The organism is Legionella saoudiensis, assembly GCF_001465875.1.
GTDB classification, from domain to species: domain Bacteria; phylum Pseudomonadota; class Gammaproteobacteria; order Legionellales; family Legionellaceae; genus Legionella; species Legionella saoudiensis.
Window position 1 is genome coordinate 1,712,048 of the sequence record NZ_LN901324.1, and the last position, 22,051, is coordinate 1,734,098.

The window sequence follows — 22,051 nt, forward strand, 5'->3', positions numbered from 1 at the left end:
TCTGTGGTAAAATTCGCGCCTTTTTTAACATATCTTATTGATTAAAGGCGTTTTTTATGCAATCAAAATTAGAGCAACTTTTTTCCACTCCACCTCAAGAAAGCGATAGATTTCGCTCTAATAATATGAAAAAGATAACACGGGTATCCGAGTACCTTATTCATTCGCTAGCCACTTTAGGCCAGCTATTAACAGAAATGCAGCAAGGGGAGGAAGTTCCCGCTTTACGCTACCTTGTAGATACAGATAAAACAGCATGGTTTGCCAGAGAATCACAGGATACTGGCCCTGCTGCCCCTGCACATTATCAAATGACAGGTAATGCACAAAATGCAGCTTTTTGTAAAACTGCTGGCAACTTGTTTTTGAGTGAGGACTATTCCACCTTAATCAGAATTAATCATAAAAGTGGAGATTTTCGTCCTACATTCGCGTCTATTAAATGGATTTTAGCGATTCTTGCTATTAATGAAGACCGCCTCCCATTCAAGTTACCTGAAGTTTTAACTATTGAGGAGTTAGATCATAATGGTAAGGTACAGAACACCCACCAATATGCAATTACCGATATCAGAAACTGGTTAAAAACTTTTGCAGAAAACACGCCGTTAACATCAGACTTGAAAAAACAAGATGCAACAACTAAAACTGTGCACTACGAAAGTCCAGGTAGACGCTTGCTTCAGACAGAAGATCATCCTACCCCCATTCCCTTTAATGTAAAAAAAGCTAGAAGGCTCGGATTTGAGGATGATAAACCCTTAGAAGAAGAAAACCTGCCAACTCCATTATTTGACGAGCCAGTAAGGCCTTCGGGAACGTTTCGTGCATTAAGAAATACGTCACTATTTGCACCCAAAAAATTGAATCCACGTGCTCAACCCGTGCCTCTATTTGCAGAGCAAGAACTTCCAACTCCAGAAGTCTCAGAGTCATCAGGCCCAGGCACTCCACCGCCACTGAAAAAAAGAAAGCCTAGACAACTTAGCTTCGTTAGCTCATTAGCTCAGCCCAATGAGTCGGAAGCGGATGAGGCCAGTACATCTACTCCCTCGTTTTTTAAAGGATATTTTTAAGTATTAAACGCTTAGGACATTAGTGCCAATGCGAAGAAGGCTCTCTAGGATGTGGTATAAGTTATATGAAAGAGTATAATGAACTTATCCAGGAGAGCCTTCGCTTAAACCTCCCAAAGGATTTGATTTGGATTCGCAAAAAACATTTGGCTTTACTTTAATCGAACTATTAATCGTATTGTTTATCCTAACAAGCTTTGCGGTAATGACTTATCCCTCTTATGTATCTTTCATCTTAAAAAAACATCGGGTAGACGCCATCACCGGCTTAATTCAAGAGCAAATGCTATTAGAGGCATGCTATACACAAAACAATTCCTATGCTAAAGACTGCACTCACTTACCTACTTACCCTCATAAATCTTCGCAAAACTATTATCTTATTAACCTAATCAAGCCAAGTAAAACAGCATATTCACTTAGGGCAATAGCGATAGGAGGGCAAACAAAAGACAGTCATTGCGCTCAATTTTTAGTGGATCAAAATAATAAAAAAATAGCCATCGATGTAAATGGAATAATACAAAATGATTGCTGGTTTCCGTAAATAAAATCCCTTTACAGGCAATTACTAATTTCCTACCATGCGTGCAGGATAGTCCAACACTGAAAATTAAATGGAAATTTTTTGCTTTTTCCTAGGCATACTTTATACCTATACCTTTCATCTTTATTTACCGGCAATTACCTTACTTTTGTTTTACATTACTCCCAGATTTCCCCTTATTCTCTTTTTCCTTCTAGGCTTTTGCATTGCCTGGATTCACCAATGGCTAGTTATGCCCAGCGGGCTTCCAAATAGTCCGGTCATACAACATGCTACTATCCAAGGAAAAATTGTCTCTATTCCTCAACATAATTCCCATAAAACACAATTCCTCTTTGAATTAGAGCAATTCAATCAGCACCCGGCTAAAGGCTTAGTGCAATTAGCCTGGTACACCAAAGCTCCTGTGTTACAGGTTGGGCAATATTGGCAGTTTTTGGTAAAGCTAAAAAAACCACGTAACTTCCTAAACCCAGGAAGCTCAGATTATATAAGATCACTTAATAAACGCCACATCATATGGACTGGTTATATTCGCGCTCACGGCGCACGGTTAATTAAAGAAAAACGCTCAAGCTTTAACTGGGTTGAATTACGTGCCTCCTTAGGCGATAAATTAACTCGATTAGCGCCAAATCAGACTACCGCAGGGATTATTGAAGCACTAACCCTAAATTTAACGCGAAACATTAGCCAAGAATCCTGGGAGCTCTTCCGGCGCACGGGTACTACCCATTTATTTGGTATTTCTGGGGAGCATATTGCTCTTATATCTGGACTTATGTACTGGCTTAGCCGCTGGCTTTGGTCACGCAGTTCCAAAGCCTGCCTTTATGTTCCCGCCCCCTATGTTGCCAGTAGCTGCGGGGCGCTCATTGCTTTATTTTATGCCTTTTTAGCTGGATTTGAGCCACCAGTACAACGTGCACTAATCGGCTGCTTTTTTTACGCTATTTGCAGCATGGGTAAACAACGTTTTACCCCATGGCAAATATGGCGTTATGCCCTTTTATTGGTACTTTGTCTCGAGCCACATGCGGTATTTATGCAAGGCTTTTATTTTTCATTCTTGGCAGTATCTTGCTTATTTTTAACCCAACAACGCTGGCGACTCAAAAGCTATAAAAATACTCTTGCCATACAATTAAGCTGTTTAATCGGTCTAATGCCTCTTACCGTGCATTGGTATTCTTACGGGTCTATTAATGGGTTCTTAGCTAATTTGTTTGCGATTCCCTTGGTAGGTTTTGTTATTGTCCCTCTCGCTTTAATCACTATGCTAATTAGCACCTCTTCGTGGGCCCTATTAATCATGCATCCACTTTCATGGTCCATTAGTTTTTTATTACAGGGATTACATTGGACGGAACAATTAGCCGCAATTAATATCAACTGCTCATTACCCTCCATTGAATTCACTCTAGCCTTAATGGGGGCTTTACTCATGTGGGTTCTACTCCCCATTAACCCTTTTCGCTGGTTCGCATGCTTATGGTTACTACTTCCTTTTTTCCCCTCACGGCCAGTTATCCAACCAGGGGAAGCATGGGTTGATGTTTTAGATGTCGGTCAAGGACTTGCGGTGAGCATCCGGACGCAAAATCATGTTTTGCTCTATGATACCGGCGATCGATTTTTTCAAGGCAGCGACTTAGGAAAAATGGTGGTTTTGCCCTACCTTGATACATTAAACATCAAAAGCCTCGATGCCATTGTTATTAGTCATCCAGATAAAGATCATTGGGGTGGATTGCAATCAATCGAGGCAGCAATTCCTGTCAAACAACTTTTGGTAAATGAACCACGTTACTACCGGCATGGGGTAAACTGCCATAAATATCCGGAATGGCAATGGGATCAAGTACGGTTTCGTTTTTTACCGATTGATACTCTCTTTAAAAACAAAAATAATAACTCCTGTATCCTGCAAGTCGCAAGTGCCAAGGGGCGTGTGTTATTAGCTGGAGATGTTGAAAAAGAAGCTGAAGATTATTTGATAACCACTTATGGCCATCAGCTTGCCTCAGAAGTCTTAATCGTTCCTCATCATGGCAGTAAAACCTCATCCTCCTACCGCTTTTTATTAGAAACTGCTCCTCGTTATGCAATCGCCTCTCTAGGCTTTGATAACCGTTTCCACTTTCCTCATGCCAAGACCTTAACCAGTATGAGCTCCTTAAATATTCCCTTATATCGCACCGATGAATGTGGCATGACCCAATTTATCTTGCCCGCTCAAGGAGAAATGAAACCACCTCACTGTTTTAGCGGTTTGTATATGAAAAATAAGCCTTTTTGACAGAGAAGTAGAAATGTAAACCTACCCTAGACTATAATTCTCAAAAACAATACAAGGACGTAATGATATGTCTCCAAGCACTGATGACTCGCTTGCCAAGCCAAAGCAGAATGTATCTTCCTCAGGTTATCCTAAATCGGATCATTGCAATGGTAGTTTTTTTTTCAATCCCGGGCTCAAAACCACCAAAAGCTGGGGGCAAGTATGGAAAATGCTGCGGGAACGCAAGGGCAAAAATCCATGGCCACGTTTTGTTGAAAATAAAGCAACGCCTGAGCTGGCAACGCAATTAAAAGAAGACGAAGTAGCAATTACTTACGTCAATCACGCAAGCCACCTAATCCAATTGCCCCATATGAATATTTTAACTGACCCCGTCTTTTCCAAAAGAGCAGGTCCCATGTCGTTGCTAGGTCCCAAAAGAGTCCGCAGGCCAGGTATTGAGCTAGATGAATTACCAACAATTGATGTCGTACTCATTAGCCATAATCATTATGATCATATGGATTTACCCGCCCTCAAAAAATTACAACAGAGGTTTCAACCCTTATTTATTGTTCCTTTAGGAAACCGTAAGTACTTAAAAGCAAAAACATTTCCTAAGGTAGTGGAGTTGGATTGGTGGCAAACTCAAGCATTAACTGAAAAACATACGATTACCCTAGTTCCTGCTCAACATTGGTCAATGCGCACATTTAAAGATACTAATATGGCTCTTTGGGGCGGTTTCTGGATTCAATGCAACTCGCTAAAAGTTTATTTTTGTGGCGATTCAGGCTATGGTCCCCATTTCAAATTAATACATGAACGCTTAGGTGCCCCAGATATTAGCATTTTGCCAATCGGATCTTATGAGCCGCGATGGTTTATGCAAGACCACCATATGAATCCTGAAGAAGCGATTTTAGCCAGCATTGATTTACAAAGCAGTTTAAGCATTGCGACTCATCACCAAACATTTCGTTTGTCCATGGAAAAAATCAATGATCCGGTAATTAATCTAAAACGCCGTCTGATTGCTCATGGACTCAGCAATAAAGAATTCCTAGCACCTGAAACTGGCGAAACAATAACGTATTGTAAATGTCTTAAGATAAACGATCCTACCAGCCCTATAAATATAGAAACTCCTAGTAGCTTGTAGGCTGGGCTGTAAAGCCCAGCACTGGGAATAAACTCAAGCTCTGCTGCTGGGCTTTACAGCCCAGCCTACTTCGTTCATAGCCCATACTAGCAAAATACGAAGGCTATTCGAGATTATGTCTTGAACCTGGTGAGGGCTCTCCCAAAAGATCCCTCACTACGTTCGAGACAATTAGCTTGCTACTTCTGCATTCACGCTATCTAAATTATTCATATTTCTTTTTAATTCAAAAATACGGTATAAATTTAACGGCAATAGCAAGGAATGTAAAAGAAAAATAGGATGCAAATCGCTACCAAGAGCATAGAGAATAAATGCAACATTGGAGCTAATCGCAATTAAACGTAATGTTAATATGTTCTTAACATAAAACGTTGCAAAAACTAAGAAAGAAGCAACATATCCTATCAGTTCGATCATTGAGTCCATTTCAATACCCTCACTCTTAGAATCCTCAAGATCCAACATACACCTAGTAAGATAAGCCTGCAAGCGCTTCACGAGATTACGGTTCTTTAATCTTTCATTTCAATCAACTCTAAAGCAAATCGCCGAAAGATTGTTATGCTTTGGGTGACAATTAGCCTGTTGACCTTTTCTCCTTTTTTTACAAAAAAAGAACAACAAATAATCATATGGTCTATATTTAAATCATAAATAAAAGGAGTGAGGTTTAGGGAATAATGTTAACACCAATAAAATCCAGTGGTTCTTTGTTCAGTTCCAAACGATTACAAATAGATAAGCTCAATGAGTTCATTAGGAAAATTAATAAACATCATGAGTCGGACCCGCAAAAGGCATTAGGCTATGTAAAAGAGCTTAATGACTTCTATCAGAAAAGACTCCAGAAGGATGATTTAACACCAACGGTTGCCATATGGTTTATCGAAAACCCCATAGAAAGCATACACAATAAAATTCAGCAGCAAGCAAGCAATAACCAATTACGTAACAAAATTTTGGATCTGACAGCCCAAATACAATTACCCACCATTTATGAGAGCTATACAGGAAAAGACAGCTTTAGGACCCTGGTCGAAGGGGAGCTTAGTAAAGTAAATAAAGGTTATAAGGTTACCGCGATACACAGTAATAATAACCCTATTGTGCAAATCAACCATGAAGATGACAGTTTTGTAGTTCGATTTTTAAGAATGAATAAAAATGATGAGGATTCAGGAGTGTCTCCTCGCCTTATACGAGAGCAAATTCAAGACTTGCCCCAAATCCCCCAGCCTTACTTATTAGAATTTGTTGCCGAAGATCACCACGAAATAACTTATCTAGAATACAGTGAGTTTTATGCCTCAGGTAATCTACAACAGCATTTTGAGGCATTAAGAAATAGAAAGGACTTAAAATACATTACTACTGCAGATATTGACAAAGAACTCGTTGGCTATGCAAAAAAATTAGTTGAATTTCTTATCGCTATTAATGAAAAACAAATTTGGTATACCGATTTAAAACCTGGAAATATACTGCTAAATGACGAGCAGGATATTATTATTAGTGATATCAAAGGATTAATTTCCTCATCAGAACTTGAGGTCCCCATCAATCGTACCAGCACGAGTCAAGCCTATTTTCAATCCAGTGTATTTAATAAAAATCAGATTAACTTGAAAATGCTTCAATGCCAAACTTTGGCAACTACACTCTATGAATTGGCTTGCGGTGAACCGCCAACACAACTTCAAACGTCCAATGATGGCTGGCGTAATATTTATAACTTTAAGCAGCCTGTTTTTCGTAGTGAACAAGGTAAAGAGTTACGCCAATTGATTAACAACTTGCTCTCTAAAGAGCCGCCATCCATGGAAGAAGTATTAGAGTTTATCAATAAGCATGAACTAAATACCAATGTATCGCTGGAAGATACCATAACTAGTGACAAAGAAAATACACTAGATTCAGTAAGCCTAATTGAGCTTTCTGCTGCAGAAGAATCAAGCTCCTATGTCCCCAAGATGTAACTCTTCAGCTTAAAACGCAGTCATTGCTAATGTAATGACTGCGTTTTCGTTGACATCTTACACGGTTTAAGCGAATGAACGCTCCGGAACAAAGCTAATTGCTTCACGTTCAAAAGAAGTCTTAATTGCAGTTAATAATTCATCACGAACTAACGCTAAATCGGTTTTTGACCAATACAACACTTTCAACTCAACCCCTTTATCCAACATTTGTGATAATAAAATTTTGGTGCCAGGCTTAGGCAAAACATGCACACACTCTTCACAAATTTCTTTAAGCAGTAATTTAATATTGCTAATATTGTGAGCTGAATCAATACGTAGAACTATTTCATCGCGTTTTTGCGGGTAAGTGCTTAGGTTGGTAATTTCCGATTTAATTAACCCTTCATTTGGTATGCGAATCAAACGATTATCACTAGTTTTAATCTTGGTTGATAACCAATCAATGGTTTCAACCGTGCCCTTAATGTCTTTAATCGAAATAACATCGCCTACTTTAAAGGGGCGTTCAAAAAGGAGAAAAACACCACTAATAAGATTTGATGCCGCTGTTTGAGATGCAAAGCTAAGAGCAACGGTAAATAACCCCGCTGTACCTAATAAAATGGTGAGTTTAAATCCCATCTCATGCAGAGCGGAAACTAAAAATAACAAAAAGAGCCCATAATAAACAACACGGCTAGAAAGCATTGCATGATGCTTGGAGAATTTATTTTCAATAAACTTGCCAACCAAGCCACTAATTTTTTTAGCAAAAAAATAGCCAAAAAAGAGTAGCATGAAAGAAAAGGCTATATGCTCCCATTTTAAATGTTTCAAATATTCCAAGGTATTTTCCATAATGTCTCTATGTACTCAGTAAAATGCACAATAATATCACAAAAAATAAGCGGCCGGGGGAACATGAAAGAAACTGTAGTAAGAGTGGGACTTCAATAGGCTATGGCATAATTCATTTTAATTACACACAAATTAAAAAACCGTGTTTGAACAACCCCACGGTTTTTTCAATTATTTGAAGGATTAATAACAGGATTCTTGCAACCAACAGTGGCCATAATTGTTACATACGCGAACGGTTTGGCACCCAGAATCATAATAGTAGCCGCCGAGGGGAGCACCAATTACTACACCAGGACCCCACCAGCCCCCACCACCATAATATCCATGCCAACCACCGCCGTGCCAACCACCGCCGCCACCGTGCCAGCCACCGCCACCATGTGCGCTACATGCCGCACTAGCAAATAGGCCAAGAGCAAAAACCGCAGTACGCATAACTTTACTCATCGTATTTCCACTCATGATACATCCCCATTAGTTTTATTTATTATTTAATTTTAGTATAGCTCAAATTGTATTTAAGCATAGCATGATGGGCTGTCTAAACTAGCTATTTTACTGTTTGGTTCTAAAGCTCAGATGTGCAATAATGCCGCCGCGTTTTTACCTATAATCTTGATTATAAAGAAAGAAGGACTAATTAATGGCTTTTGCTAAGGGAATTAAAGTTGCCCAGAATACTGCTTCAAATCCGAAACAACTACCTTTACAGCAAATTGATCAGCTTTGTAAGCAATTAGGCCAATTACAGCACGACCTCGAAGCCGCAATTGATTCATTTGCCGATAATAAAAGCCTGCTTTCTCGTGCAGCGGCGTATTGGGGACAATGGCCACTTTGGGCACAAATCACCGCTGGTTTTTTATTGGCGTTCTCACTATTAATGGTTAGCCTGGCTGTCAGCATCGTAGCTATGGCAGGGTATATTGTCGTTGCATTCTTACTTAATGATCATCACAGCCTGCTTATGCATAACACCCAGAAATTTAAAACCATCATGGAAAATCTTACTAATTTGCTGGGCAGTCTGATTGGTTTAATCACTAATATTCATGAGCAGTTTAAGAATGAAATCGAGAGCATGCAAGAAAGAAACCAACAAATGCAACGAAATATTAGTCACTTAAAAGAGCAAACCGCTGCATTAATCATACAGATAGATGGATTAACGAAAGCAAAAGGAAGATTAGAGACCGTGATTGATACTCATGAACGGACAATTACTGACCTGAACAAAATTAATCAGGAACAATCTGAATTATTCCAAAGAACTGAAAGACAATTAGCTGAAGTCACTGAGCACTCAGAGCAGGCTCAAGTTCAACTTTCGGAAAAAATACGTCTTTTAGAGCAAACACGCGCCCAAATGGAAACCGAGCATGAGCAAATGATTCGGACCGTATTGGCACTTAAAAATACGGTAATTTCTTTATCAAATTCTGCATTACTTAAAGAAGAGCATCAAGAGCTCCTGAAACAAAAATTGCAGGAATTTGTCACTAGTAAAGAAAAAGATCTTTCGCAATTTGCGGTAAGCACCTCCCAAATAAACCTAGAGCTTGAAACAACTCAAAAACAGTTACATGAATCATTACAACAGCAAGCAAGCCTAAGACACGACCTAGAAAGCTTAATACTAGAGTTTGCTACATTAATAAACTTGCATGAGCAAAATCAAACCGTCTCTAAGGACCAATATTCGTTAGAGGCTTTTAAAAAAATTAGCTTTTTCATGCAGCAGGTTACCCCGGCTTTACCTATAACCCCACCAGTGCATGAAAACACTCAAACTAATGGTAAACCCTTATAAAAATAGCAAGAAACCCCGATTTAAAATTGCATTTGAAATCTAATTTTATTATTATTAGTTTCATCTCAAAATTAGTAACTTTCCAATACACGCCTCATAATATGTGCCCTCTATATTGTTGAAGTTACACCTATTGGCAGTAGATCATGACCACACTGACCAAAGCACATATAGAAACACTCGTAACTCACTTTTATCAAAAAGTACAAGCCGATGCACTGCTTGGGCCTGTCTTTAATGATGTAGCCCAAGTAAATTGGGATGAACATATTCCTTTACTGTGTCAATTTTGGAACAGTGTCATGCTAAAAACCAATGAATATCACGGTAATGCCTACCAAAAACATGTAATACTCCAAAAACTCACCCCGATCCACGAAACACACTTTATCCGTTGGTTGAACCTATTCCAACAAGAAGCATTAAATCATTTACCTAAGGAGGCTGCTGCAGAAATAACTCAAAGAGCCAATTTAATTGCCGAATCATTAAAGTTTGGTATGTTCAAAAAAGAGGAGTGATGCCATGATAAAACCACTGACTCGTGATATCTTATTGACTTTAATAGTAAAATTTTTCCTACTATTCGCGCTGTGGGCTGTCTGTTTCAAAAATGTAGAAAAACCCAATAAAAATACGGAGCAATGGTTGTTAGGCAACGCATATGCCAAAGAACCTTCTAAAGCGCCGTAATAGCTTTCTATTTTATGCGATTCTTACTTAGATTCGCGTTATTTACAAGTGAGGTGAACCATGATACCTGGTAGTGATCTTGTGGATCTTTCCCGTCTACAATTTGCTTTAACCGCTCTTTACCATTTTCTATTTGTCCCGTTAACCCTTGGGCTTTCGTTAATCTTGGCTATTATGGAAACAGTTTATGTCATGACTGGGCGCGAGATTTGGCGAAAAATGGTCAAATACTGGGGCTTACTGTTCGGAATTAACTTTGTGTTAGGTGTTGCGACCGGATTAACTATGGAGTTTCAATTTGGGACGAATTGGGCCTATTACTCTCATTACGTCGGCGATGTATTCGGCGCGCCATTAGCGCTGGAAGGAATCATGGCCTTCTTTTTGGAGGCTACCTTTGTCGGTTTATTTTTCTTTGGCTGGGATAGGCTAAGTCGCGTACAACATATGTGTTGTACCTGGATGTTGGCCTTAGGTACGAATCTCTCTGCTTTATGGATTTTAATTGCTAATGGTTGGATGCAAAACCCTGTAGGTGCTGAATTTAACTTTCAAACGATGCGCATGGAGGTTACCGATTTTGCTGCGGTTATCTTTAATCCAGTAGCCCAAGCCAAATTCGTCCATACGATTAGCGCCGGCTATGTTACTGGATCCATTTTCGTTTTATCCATCAGTGCTTATTTTTTATTAAGAGGCCGTAATCTTGCCTTCGCTAAACGCTCCATGACAGTGGCAACAAGCTTTGGGCTAGCCTCTGCTTTAGCAGTGGTCGTTTTAGGCGATGAAAGTGGACACTTTGATTATGATGTCCAACAAATGAAGTTCGCAGCGATTGAAGCAATATGGCATACCGAAGAGGCACCAGCAGGGTTAACCTTAATCGGCCTTCCCAATGAAAAAACGATGACTACGGACTATGCAATCCAAATTCCTTATGTATTAGGAATCATTGCCACCCGCAGCTTTAATCAACCATTAGAAGGTATTGCGGAACTTATTGCTCAAGGTAAAGGGCATATAAAAGAAGGGATGCTAGCTTATGACGCTTTAACTCGTTTACAAAAAGACCGTAATGATGCTCAAGCTAAAGCAGACTTCACCGCGCATAAAGACTATTTAGGTTATGGTCTGCTGTTAAAGAGGTATACAGAAAATGTAGTGGATGCAACTGAAGAACAAATTGATAAGGCAGCTCAGGATCTTAAGCCTCATGTCACCCCCTTATTCTTTTCATTCCGCATTATGGTGGCCTGTGGGTTCTTCTTTATTTTACTGTTTGCTGTAGGCTTCTACTTATCTGCAAAACATAAATTACATACCTCCCGCTGGTACCACCGTATTGCATTCTGTGCCCTTCCCTTACCTTGGCTTGCTGCCGAACTAGGCTGGGTAGTTGCGGAATATGGCCGTCAACCCTGGGTAGTGCAAGGAGTATTGCCCACCATGATGGGAACTTCTTCTGTCAGTACAACGCAAGTACTTACCTCAATTTCGGGTTTTGTACTCTTTTACAGCACGCTGGCCATCGTTGAAGTGTATTTGATGATTAAATACATCCGTCTTGGCCCTGATAATCTTACTCACTAGGAGAATGATGATGCCCTTAGATTATGAAATACTACGTGTTATATGGTGGGTACTGCTTGGTGTCTTACTGATTGGTTTTGCAGTATTTGATGGCTTTGATTTAGGGGTTGCGATGTGGCTGCCCTGGCTTTCTAAGACCGATATGGAACGGCGGATTATGATTAATAGCATCGCGCCCACCTGGGAAGGAAACCAAGTGTGGTTTATTCTCGGCGGTGGCGCTATTTTTGCAGCCTGGCCGGCCCTATATGCCCTTTCGTTTTCAGGGTTTTATTTAGCTATGTTTTTAATCTTACTTGCCTTAATTTTGCGTCCAGTAGGATTTAAATATCGTTCTAAAGTCAATAGCCCGCTCTGGCGAACCGTTTGGGACTATGCTTTATTTATTGGTGGCTTTGTCCCAGCACTTATATTTGGAGTAGCTATAGGCAATGTATTGCAAGGTGTACCATTCCATTTTGATGACCACTTACGCCCATTTTATACCGGCACGTTTTGGGCTCTACTAAATCCCTTTGCCTTAGTTTGTGGACTTTTATCCGTCTTCATGCTGGCCATGCATGGGGCTTTTTTTCTTAACGTTAAAACAGAAGGCCATATACAAAGCCGGGCTATCCGCGCTGGAAGAATTAGTGCCATCCTCTCAATTCTTGTTTTTATTGCGGCCGGATTCTGGTTGCATTATGACATCAATGGTTATGCGCTAACCGCCGTGGTACCTCATGATGGTCCATCTAATCCGCTTTACAAAACAGCAGCCCAGCAAGCGGATGCTTGGTTTAATAATTACCGAAATATACCGATTACGTTAATCGCTCCTATTGTAGGAATTTTAGCCGCACTTGGCGCCTTGCTTCTTGCTCGTTGGGCAAAAATAGCTTTCGTCTGCAGCGCGCTTTCAGTGATTGGGATTATTACAACGGTAGGAGTGAGCATGTTTCCATTTATACTCCCTTCGTCCACAAACCCTGAGCAGAGCTTAATAGTATGGGATAGTTCCTCAAGCCAATTAACGCTGTTTGTTATGCTGGTCGCCGTAGCTGTTTTCATGCCGATAGTTCTAGGTTATACCGCTTGGGTTTATCGGGTGCTACGCGGGAAAGTAACTGAAGAAACGATTACTAAGAATCAAGAAACGGCCTATTAGGAGGTTATTTATGTGGTATTTTTCCTGGATTTTGGGCACTGGTTTAGCCTGTGCTTTTGCAATATTGAATGCCATGTGGGTTGAGCTACGTGATAGTGACGAACGCCCAGAAGATATGTAATTGTAGCACTTGCAGTCAGGTCTTTTTAAAAACCTGGCTGCAAGCAGTCAGGTAACTAACTATAATCCTACCCATCGTATAAATTGAGTTGAGGCATTTAAACTAATTGTTGGTCTTCCTTCAAAATAAATAGTAAAGCTAGTTCCTTGAGTCCCATTTGCTTTTACTTCTTTAATCTTCCCCAAGTTAACTACCTGCATTTGCGTTTCAAAATAGCCACCGCGGACTTGTTTCATTGTAGGTATCACAAAGGAAATTGCACTTAAATCTGCTGGATTATTAGTCGCTAAATAATTCAACTCCGAGGTGCTTAAAGCAATGTATTCCGCATTATTAATTTGGCGCCTTAACATTCGCTTTAAAGGTGCAGTGGTATGGAATATACGTTGATAAACCTCTGCAGAAATTACTGCTACTGGATTAGTTTCCGTAGCTTTCCCATGATAACCACTACTCACAAATAAAATAGCCTCACGCTGATCGTCAGGAGCAGTATCTGGCATGCTTAAAGTCATCTGGTTATTAAGATGGGATGCAACATCCTTATCGCAATTCAAAAATCTTGATTTGCTAAACCAATTATCACTAGGATAATAAATTACCAGTAATGATTTATCTTTAATGGTATTAATAATGGCTTTTGAGTTTTCTAAAGGTAAGGCAGGACAGCCCCAGCTACGTCCTGGGCGCCCATATTTTTTAATAAAACTCTCCTCTACATACCAACCTGAGTGCATAACCACCGAACGATTTGAAGCATTATCGTTAAAATTGCGGTCTAAACCATCTAAACGCAACGACAGGCCATCGCGCCCATAGTAAGCCTGTTGAGTTTGATAAACACCGATGCTGCTGGCTTTACTATTGTATTTATTGGAAAAATAATTGGAAACTAAAGCTCCTGATTTAATGCCATGAGACACATAAGTATGGAACAATAATTTATTTTCCTTTAAATCAAAAACCCACAAGCGTTTTTCATTTGAGGGCATTGAATAATCAATAATAGTAAGGATGTTGTTATGATCCACTTTATATTCCTTAGCGCATTCTAAGGTCATCAATACTTTATTAATAACTTGCTGATTTAAATGAGGTGCTTGATTATGAAGCATAAGATTCATATCATTAATGGCTTGAGCACTGGAATGTCCAGCCGAAGCAACAGGGACTAATCCATTGATAAAACGAATATCATCATTCACCTTTTTTTGTTGTTGCTCAATAAACTGCACAGGTACTGGCGGCAAATAGGATGATACTGCTAAAGCCAATAGCAGAAGAGCGCTCATGACATGGTCCTTTTTATTATTATTAGTCCTGTATTATTTAATATAGCTCAAATTTAGCAGTGTGAGTGGAGGTTTTGGCTGCCTATGGACGGAAAAATATTCAAGAAAATAAATCGATTAGCATTGCAATTGAGTCCCGGGACTGAATGTACCCTCTCATTTTATTGCCCTCGCCATAAGCGGGCAAAGTGCCAAAGAGAATGAATCTTTGCCTGCACGAAAGATGACATTTCGAACCAAGGGAACATATTCAAATAAACTGTTGATACCTAAAGTTATGAGCCAGCAGGCATTAACCACGGCTAGGGCTAGGAGTATTCTCCGGTTTTGACTCATAAGAACCAGAGAGGAGGGTACCTACTACGTTAGCACTATGCAATACCGCATCTGCTACCTCAGCAATCCCAAACAACCCTTGGCCTGTCGCATCAGCATAGATAGCGCCTAATCTCGCACAATTGGCTCCAGAAGCTGCTAAACGGCCCCAGAACGTATCTTTATTTCTAAATGCAATTATCGTTAAACCATGTGTTGCCAGATCGAAACCAAAACGAAATGAGGTGCTTGGGTCCATTACCATTTGGATGGCAGCTAAAGTTAGTGCGCCAGTATTTAAAACCTGCATTGTTTTGTCAAAACTGCTGTCTTGACTAAAAAAAGTAAACATATGAATTTTCCTTATTATGATTAAAATTGGGCAAATACTAATCAAATGATAAGAATAATACAAGCATTTTTCTTAATAGTTAAAACTTAACTCTTCTAAAGACTCCACAGCTTCTTTAGACTCCAAAACAGGTTGCAAAGGCTGAGGATTGGTCGCAAAAAGACGCTCCAGATTTTTTACTAATAGACGGATGGATCGATTCCCAGCCAAACGATTATAAGGCTCTTTATATTCTCTATCTATTTCCGTATTAAACTGTTTTCTTAGCTGCTTTTTAATATTCGTATCCACATGTTCATCTTGTTCAATTTGCTTAAGCGCGCTATCAATTGCCTGCTGGTATTTTCTATTCAACTGATCAAGCTTCGTATGGCATCGAGTTACGGTATCCACCATCAATGCAGCATCTGTTTTAAATAACCAGCAAATTTGCGCAAAAAAATTGGAAATCTTTACCCAAAAAGTATTATGTACCTGGATAAAATGCGCCAAAGTTTCTGCCTCAGCTTGATGCTGGCGTAGAAACTCCATATTTTTTCGCGCGGAATACAATAAACTATTATATGTATGCACCGCCTGTTCTGTCAGGGTCACCGATTTTTGGAGCAACAGAAGATTCTCATCAGACTCGCTTAAAACTTGTTGTTTTATCTCATTATTCTGCTGAAATAACTGATTATTAATACGAGTAATTTCTTTGTGTTGCGCTTGCATCGTGCTATTAAGTTGGTCCAGAGTCTGCGTTAACAATAATTTTAACGCCCTCTTGCATTCGCTATCCCGAGTAGATGGCATCACGTTTATCGCAACATCCTGTATTTTTTGCGGGGTAAGGTAACGATAACTATGCGTTACGGGTACAGCAAGCCAGCTAAGGCCATAAGACAATTGCTGCGACAGATTTTTTTCCTCTGAGACTTTAGTTAATTGATTTACCATGGCCTCAAAAATTTCCTTTTCCTGCTCAGGCAAGGTTTCTAGCAAAAGTTGATAAGCAGTGAAATTATTATTTAGCAAATCTAAAAAATACAGGCGACCAGAGACACGGCTCTCATTTTCGATTACCGCCGTAAGAAATGCTTTGAGCGATTTAATTTTTGCTCCAAGCTTCTGATTATTGCTTCGTAATGTCATTAAATTTAAAAGACTGGCAGAAGTCTGACTCATAACTTCTTCGACTCTCGCCAACTTCTTTTGCACCACAAGCTCGTTGGTGTTTCTGGCCTGTTCATCAGATTCCGCAGTAAGTAAAGAGAGACTCTGTTGGTTAAAACAGGCTTGGGCAAGTCCAATAACATTAAGCTCCTCAACTCCCTCTGGCTTAGGAGCAAGCATCGAGGCTTTTGCTTCTGCTTTTTGCAGTAGCGTCTCCACATTTTCTCGTATTTCAGCTATAGGAATAACCCAGGATACCATTTTTAAAGCCCAAGCATTTAGCGACTGTAATGTTGGCTCCCCTAAATTAAGTATAAAAAAGAGGGTAAATAGTAAATTTGCTGCCAGTGCTTTATCGGTAAATACGGCATCATCTAAATCTAATATATTGTTTACTATCTGGAGTAATTTTCTTACGTCCTCTGCTGAGGGTATTTTGGTATTAAAAAGATGACCTGTAATATTACTTAAATCGTGTAAGGCATTACACAAGTCTTGATTTCCAGCAGGCTGTAGCTTCTCTAGCGCTTCATCGACAGTCAACTTCGCAAATAATATAGCGCCTCGTTCCCGAGCATTAAAAATATCTAAACGAATAAATAACTCAGAGTTGAAGCTATTTGCAAATGCCTCTTTAATCATCCCCAAATTATTTACTGATTGAATATAATCATTCATTAATAAGGCGGTTAGTAATCTTGCTTGCCCAGATTCCGTATCTGCTTTAGCACCTAACCACTGTCTGCCACGCTCTTCTTTGCTTTGCATAGCCCCTCTTATTCCTGCCGGATAAAAATTTTATTCTACCCGAACAAAGACCAAAACAAAAGCCAAGTGTCCGAAATAAGGCCAGAAAAATACTTAAGAATCATCTATTATTAAAATAATTGTCGTGAGGAGCTAACAATGGATAAGCATGGAAGTAGTCGCGGAGACTTTCGCACCATTTATCAAGGAAAATCGGTGGATGATCTTGTTATTGAATACATGGAGCAACATGCTATTCCCGGAATGTCTCTAGCCATTGTACAAGCTCCATATATTACACGTGTCGTTGGCTACGGATTAGCGGATGTACAGTCTAAACGCTTGGTTTCAACCCGGACGCTTTTTAATATAGGGCAAATTAGCACGGCGTTTACGGCAGTAGCGATTATGCAACTCCAAGAAGAGGAAAAATTAAATTTAGATGACTCCATAATGGCATATCTACCCTCCTTCGCTCCCCCCTCCTGGGGAAAAACAAGCATTCGCCATTTGATAACGCACAGTTCAGGAATACCTGACTATACGGCATGTGAGCACTTTTCTTACCACAAGCCCTATTCTGCTACGGAGATTATTAACTTTATTAGCGAACAGCCATTATTATTTTCATCAGGAACGGCAGCTCAAATTAGTGCATCTAATTTTTATCTACTCGGGCTTATTGTAGAAAAGGCCAGTGGCATGAGTTACGAAGCTTATGTGACTAAAAATCAGATAGAGCGTATGGGATTAAAACATACTTTTTTTATCAATAGCCTATCGTCAGTGGAAAATGAAACTGGCAATGGTACTATTCCATTTAAACATAGCGAGTTTTTAAACAATCCTATTCTTGTAAATCCTACAGAGCACGCTGTTGGGCATTCCAAGGAGCAGGCAAGCGTTCCGGAAATAAGCTGGACCTCTTCTTATGCTAATAGCGGTATTCTTGCCTCTTCTGAAGACATTAGCATTTGGGATATTGGTCTGGCAGGAGGCATTCTCGTTAAAAATGCAGCCAATAGAGCGTTCTTATATCAAAGCCCCATACTAAATAATCAGAAAATTACTGGAAATGCGGGCTGGTCATTTCCAGGCCATTCGGGATTAATGCATATTAAAGGCAATATTCCAGGATTTTCTGCTTTTTTAAGCCGTTTTACTGCTGCGAATGAGTTGGTTTGTGTGACACTATTAGCTAATAAAGAGAATTTAGCAGATTTAGATATTTTAGCTCGTAAAATTGCAGCCGCCTTTGACATTAAATTAGCGGCAATGGATGGTGGTTTAACAGCAGAAACCTTACAAAGTCCCTATTCAGTGCCGCAAACTATTGAGCGATTAAGTTCAATAATCAACAAACAAGGAGGGAAAATTTTTGCTCATATCGATCACAGCGGGGAAGCCAATAAAGTGAGTCAACACTTATTACCTACCGAGGTACTTATTATAGGAAATCCAGCTAAAGGAACTGCATTAATGCAAGAAAACCCTGCGATAGCTCTAGACTTGCCCTTAAGAGTAATGGTTACCGAAGACTCTAACGGGGAGGTTTGGTTAAGCTTTACCGACCCAATCAAACTAAAAGAGAATTATCGTTTAAATGGCGATGAGGCTAAGCAAATAGGAATGGCCTTACGCAACTTATGTGAGAAAGCGGTTTCAATCCAAAGTAAGTTTTAAGTACTTATTGCAGAGTTAATAGAAATCTTCGAAAATAAAAACTATAGGCCGTAACTAAGGAACAAATAATGGCAAATTTACTCTGTATTGCAAAATTTATCGCGAAACCTGGTAAGGAGGAGGAGCTACATAAAGCCCTATTAACCCTACTTGCTCCTACTCGAGCCGAGCCAGGATGCATTAGTTATGAGCTCTATCAAAACGTGGAAAACCCTCGCATATTCACTATGACTGAATGCTTTGAATCCAAAGACGCCTTTGACGTTCATTCAACTCAACCTTACCTACTGCACTTTAGAGAAACAGCAAAAAATGCGATTGAATCGGTAAGTTTAACCCTAGGTACCAAGCTGTAATCGGGATGCATGTGATCATTAATAATGCTGCTGCGTAAGGTAGATCTGGCTGTCACAGCAGCCAGCTACTATCCTTCATAAATAAACCCTCTTCTCCATGAATAAATACACCTTTTTTTTACAAAAATTAATTGATACACTCTAGCCAAAATATTCCTCTGTCGGATATAAAATTGACTCTTGATGCAAATAAATCTAATGCTCTTGATGTGCCTATGGATGCGCTTCTCACTAAGGAAAAAGTGGTTATCATTATTCCGACATACAATGAAGCCTCTGTCATTAAAACCACCATTGAGCAAGTCTTTGCTGCAACCGACACTATTCTCAATTATGAATTACACATATTAATTTTTGATAGCGCCTCTACTGATGAGACTCAAGCCATTGTTCAATCATTAAAAACGCGCTATTCAAAATTACATTTATGTTCGGAATTAGCCAAATCAGGATTAGGTTCCGCTTACCTGCAAGCGATGAATTATGCGCTTAATGAAATGAAAGCAGATATCATCTTTGAATTTGATGCCGACTTATCCCACCAACCCAAATATATTGCGCCAATGTTGGAACAATTAGAACACTGTGATTGTGTCGTGGGTAGTCGTTATGTCCCTGGCGGCAGTATTCCGAAAGATTGGGCTTTTCATCGCAAATTATTTTCCGTTTTAGGTAACTACATTGCCAGAGCTGTACTTACCCCAAAATACAAAGATTTCACCAGCGGCTTTCGTGCAACGCGCCGTCAGCACTTATTAAAAATTCTACCGCAGCGCTTTTTAACTAATCACTATGCGTATAAATTACAGTTATTATGGTTACTTCATAAAAGCAAAGCGCGAGTCTGCGAGTTTCCTATCGAGTTCATTGATCGGGATTTAGGAGACAGCAAGCTGCCCAAAAATAGTATCACTGACTCGTTACGGGTTGTATTTACCCTACGCTATTACGAGCTTAGACGCTATCTAAAAATGTGCCTGGTCGGCTCTATGGGCATGGCGGTGCAATTTGGAGTTTATAATCTGTTGCGTAACTATTTACATCTTTCTCCATTTAGCGCCTCTCAGCTGGCCGTATTTGCTGCCATTATTAATAATTTTATTTTGAATAATAAAATTACTTTCCGCACACGCTACCCTATTTCACGGGCCCTAAAAATGCAAAGGCTCGCACTTTTTTCAATTTACTCGATTAGTATTATTTACTTACAAAGCTATTGGCTACGTCTTGGCCTCCTTTGTTTTGGTGATGGAGCACTGCAAGAAAATATAATTATGGGTGTTGGTATTGGCTTAATGTCCCTTTTAAATTATTTCACTTACTCCCGCCACATTTGGGGAGAAAAGCTTGCGCTGAATAATTAAGGTGACGGCTAAATCTATGATCAATACACGAGTTACTGGCTTTCTTCTCGCTTTTTATTTCATGGTGCTATTAGGGTTAGCACCCATCAATTTATTGTCTTTTGATACCTATTATTATTGGGAATGGAGCCGTCACCTCGCTCTATCTTATTATGATGGCTCTCCCATGATCGCCTATTTAATAAAACTGGCCACATCAGCATGGGGTCATACTCTTTTTGCGCTAAGCCTCGTAGGCATTTTAACTGCAGCGCTTACCAGTTGGATTATCTATAAAACCGCTCGCTTTTTTTTATCGAAAGAAGCCAGCTACATTGCTACTCTTTCTTGGCTATTTTCCCCGCTAGTAACCCTTGATATATTAAAACAAACAACTTATGACACACCACTTACCTTATTTTGGGCCCTCACCCTTTACTTCACTGTAAAATTTTTAAAAACAAATAACAATAAAGAACTCTATCTTATTGGGGCCAGCACTGGGTTAATGATGCTGTCTAAATATTCTGGCATCGTCTTAATTCTTGCTCTGCTCCTTTTCCTCATATCCAGCCCTTATCGCTCAATTTTTAAAAACAAACATTTTTATTTGTCTTTATTGTTATCACTTGGCATTTTTAGTCCTGTTATTATTTGGAATTATCAACATCAATGGCAATCCTTTATTTATCAACTCACAACCCATCAGCTCCATGCTGAAGCTAATCCTCTTGTGAGTGCAGGAAAAACTTTTATTGAACTATTTCTTCCTTGTCTGAATGTGATGCTTATACCCCCATTTTTATGGGGAACAGGGACATCAGATATGAAGAATGGGCTAATCGTAAAATTATGTCGGATTGTGAGCATTACCTTTCTTTGTTTTTACTTATATACCGCAAGTAAAGCAGAAATCCGCGAATATTGGCTCGCACCCTATTTAATTAGCAGTGCTCTATTATTAGGATACTGTTTTGAAGTCTTTTCTTATCGTAAATTAGCCAGCGCTCTAGTTGGAATTTATGTGTTAATAAGTTTTTTTATTGTTATTGATAATAACCATACTTATCCTATCGTTAAATCAAAAAAGCTTATAGCCTACCATTTAATTAAACAATTCAATGCAGATTATCCTTTACTAACCGCACCAGTTTTAACCTCAGGCTGGTTTGCCGCCAGAATGCTATTTTTCCTTAACCATAATCCCACCGTTTATACTTTAGGTTGCGATACCCAACAAAATCAATACGCGGAATGGAGTACTGCCATTCATCAGCAAATTAACGAGAAAACGTTAAAAGAAGCGTTATATATTGATATTTATGACCGTAGTGCTTGCCTAGCACAGCATTTTTCCCAATGTCAAAGAATACCTACACGTAATTATGCGTTTAAACAGAAAGAATATAGCCTTTATGTTTATCGCTGTTCGAACCCTTAATTCGCCATAAAAGATAAGCTGCAAGCGGTAACAGTTTATGTAAAAAATTGCATTTTTTCCGACACTTAGACTACCCCTCAAATAAATGGTAAAGATATAGTCAAGATGCACCTTT

General features: G+C 39.4%; 21 protein-coding genes. 15 read left to right on the forward strand and 6 right to left on the reverse strand.

All coding sequences use genetic code 11. The annotated features are described in order from the left end of the window. Positions 1 to 56 precede the first annotated feature (56 nt). The 4 genes from BN3124_RS16360 to BN3124_RS16375 all read left to right on the forward strand — a co-directional run bounded on the left by BN3124_RS16360 (position 57) and on the right by BN3124_RS16375 (position 5,066). Entirely contained in the window at positions 57 to 1,076 is a 1,020-nt protein-coding gene (locus BN3124_RS16360; RefSeq protein ID WP_058535823.1) for a hypothetical protein, read from the forward strand. Positions 1,077 to 1,203: 127 nt separating this feature from the next. Further along, positions 1,204 to 1,623, forward strand: coding sequence for a type IV pilin protein (locus tag BN3124_RS16365; RefSeq protein WP_058535824.1), 420 nt, complete (start codon positions 1,204 to 1,206; stop codon positions 1,621 to 1,623). Positions 1,624 to 1,693: 70 nt separating this feature from the next. After that, on the forward strand, positions 1,694 to 3,922 hold the full coding sequence (locus tag BN3124_RS16370; protein ID WP_058535825.1) for a DNA internalization-related competence protein ComEC/Rec2: 2,229 nt from the start codon (positions 1,694 to 1,696) through the stop codon (positions 3,920 to 3,922). Positions 3,923 to 3,989: 67 nt separating this feature from the next. Continuing rightward, positions 3,990 to 5,066 carry an MBL fold metallo-hydrolase gene (locus tag BN3124_RS16375; protein WP_058535826.1) on the forward strand — a complete coding sequence of 359 codons (1,077 nt, stop codon included), beginning with the start codon at positions 3,990 to 3,992 and terminating at the stop codon, positions 5,064 to 5,066. Positions 5,067 to 5,237: 171 nt separating this feature from the next. Here the strand turns inward: BN3124_RS16375 and BN3124_RS16380 are convergent, their stop codons facing one another. Further along, positions 5,238 to 5,495 carry a hypothetical protein gene (locus BN3124_RS16380; protein ID WP_058535932.1) on the reverse strand — a complete coding sequence of 86 codons (258 nt, stop codon included), beginning with the start codon at positions 5,493 to 5,495 and terminating at the stop codon, positions 5,238 to 5,240. A gap of 254 nt (positions 5,496 to 5,749) precedes the next feature. Here BN3124_RS16380 and BN3124_RS16385 point away from each other — a divergent pair, with 254 nt between their 5' ends. Next, positions 5,750 to 7,045 carry a protein kinase domain-containing protein gene (locus tag BN3124_RS16385; RefSeq protein ID WP_058535827.1) on the forward strand — a complete coding sequence of 432 codons (1,296 nt, stop codon included), beginning with the start codon at positions 5,750 to 5,752 and terminating at the stop codon, positions 7,043 to 7,045. 66 nt (positions 7,046 to 7,111) lie between these two features. Here BN3124_RS16385 and BN3124_RS16390 read toward each other — a convergent pair whose 3' ends face one another. Together BN3124_RS16390 and BN3124_RS16395 are read right to left on the reverse strand one after the other, a co-directional pair. Then, entirely contained in the window at positions 7,112 to 7,888 is a 777-nt protein-coding gene (locus BN3124_RS16390; RefSeq protein WP_058535828.1) for a mechanosensitive ion channel family protein, read from the reverse strand. 183 nt (positions 7,889 to 8,071) lie between these two features. After that, positions 8,072 to 8,353: a hypothetical protein gene (locus BN3124_RS16395; protein ID WP_058535829.1), complete on the reverse strand. Its 282-nt coding sequence runs from the start codon at positions 8,351 to 8,353 to the stop codon at positions 8,072 to 8,074. A 181-nt stretch (positions 8,354 to 8,534) separates the two neighbouring features. On the opposite strand from BN3124_RS16395, the gene BN3124_RS16400 reads away from it, so the two are divergent. From BN3124_RS16400 to cydX, 6 genes are all read left to right on the forward strand, one after another. Further along, positions 8,535 to 9,701, forward strand: a complete 1,167-nt coding sequence (locus BN3124_RS16400) for a coiled-coil domain-containing protein (RefSeq protein WP_058535830.1) — start codon at positions 8,535 to 8,537, stop codon at positions 9,699 to 9,701. Positions 9,702 to 9,847: 146 nt separating this feature from the next. Then, on the forward strand, positions 9,848 to 10,222 hold the full coding sequence (locus BN3124_RS16405) for a group III truncated hemoglobin (RefSeq protein ID WP_058535831.1): 375 nt from the start codon (positions 9,848 to 9,850) through the stop codon (positions 10,220 to 10,222). A 4-nt stretch (positions 10,223 to 10,226) separates the two neighbouring features. Continuing rightward, a complete protein-coding gene (gene cydP, locus BN3124_RS17235) occupies positions 10,227 to 10,394 on the forward strand; it encodes a cytochrome oxidase putative small subunit CydP (protein WP_196398935.1) in 168 nt (55 codons plus the stop codon). A gap of 60 nt (positions 10,395 to 10,454) precedes the next feature. Further along, complete coding sequence (locus tag BN3124_RS16410; protein ID WP_058535832.1) at positions 10,455 to 11,984, forward strand: cytochrome ubiquinol oxidase subunit I; 1,530 nt, start codon at positions 10,455 to 10,457, stop codon at positions 11,982 to 11,984. A 10-nt stretch (positions 11,985 to 11,994) separates the two neighbouring features. Beyond that, positions 11,995 to 13,131 carry a cytochrome d ubiquinol oxidase subunit II gene (gene cydB / locus BN3124_RS16415; RefSeq protein WP_058535833.1) on the forward strand — a complete coding sequence of 379 codons (1,137 nt, stop codon included), beginning with the start codon at positions 11,995 to 11,997 and terminating at the stop codon, positions 13,129 to 13,131. 10 nt (positions 13,132 to 13,141) lie between these two features. Next, the gene (gene cydX, locus BN3124_RS16420) at positions 13,142 to 13,252 is read left to right on the forward strand and encodes a cytochrome bd-I oxidase subunit CydX (RefSeq protein ID WP_058535834.1); all 111 of its coding nucleotides are present in this window, start codon (positions 13,142 to 13,144) and stop codon (positions 13,250 to 13,252) included. Between the two features lie 59 nt (positions 13,253 to 13,311). On the opposite strand, the gene BN3124_RS16425 is transcribed toward cydX, so the two are convergent. From BN3124_RS16425 to BN3124_RS16435, 3 genes are all read right to left on the reverse strand, one after another. Further along, positions 13,312 to 14,544, reverse strand: coding sequence for a murein L,D-transpeptidase catalytic domain family protein (locus BN3124_RS16425; protein ID WP_058535835.1), 1,233 nt, complete (start codon positions 14,542 to 14,544; stop codon positions 13,312 to 13,314). Positions 14,545 to 14,836: 292 nt separating this feature from the next. Further along, complete coding sequence (locus tag BN3124_RS16430; protein WP_058535836.1) at positions 14,837 to 15,211, reverse strand: hypothetical protein; 375 nt, start codon at positions 15,209 to 15,211, stop codon at positions 14,837 to 14,839. A 72-nt stretch (positions 15,212 to 15,283) separates the two neighbouring features. Next, entirely contained in the window at positions 15,284 to 17,134 is a 1,851-nt protein-coding gene (locus BN3124_RS16435) for a hypothetical protein (RefSeq protein ID WP_058535837.1), read from the reverse strand. 138 nt (positions 17,135 to 17,272) lie between these two features. Here BN3124_RS16435 and BN3124_RS16440 point away from each other — a divergent pair, with 138 nt between their 5' ends. From BN3124_RS16440 to BN3124_RS16455, 4 genes are all read left to right on the forward strand, one after another. Continuing rightward, complete coding sequence (locus BN3124_RS16440; RefSeq protein WP_058535838.1) at positions 17,273 to 18,796, forward strand: serine hydrolase; 1,524 nt, start codon at positions 17,273 to 17,275, stop codon at positions 18,794 to 18,796. Between the two features lie 68 nt (positions 18,797 to 18,864). Continuing rightward, a complete protein-coding gene (locus tag BN3124_RS16445) occupies positions 18,865 to 19,152 on the forward strand; it encodes a putative quinol monooxygenase (RefSeq protein WP_058535839.1) in 288 nt (95 codons plus the stop codon). 215 nt (positions 19,153 to 19,367) lie between these two features. After that, the gene (locus BN3124_RS16450; RefSeq protein ID WP_058535933.1) at positions 19,368 to 20,516 is read left to right on the forward strand and encodes a glycosyltransferase family 2 protein; all 1,149 of its coding nucleotides are present in this window, start codon (positions 19,368 to 19,370) and stop codon (positions 20,514 to 20,516) included. 16 nt (positions 20,517 to 20,532) lie between these two features. Further along, positions 20,533 to 21,936, forward strand: coding sequence for a glycosyltransferase family 39 protein (locus BN3124_RS16455; protein ID WP_058535840.1), 1,404 nt, complete (start codon positions 20,533 to 20,535; stop codon positions 21,934 to 21,936). Positions 21,937 to 22,051: the final 115 nt, after the last annotated feature.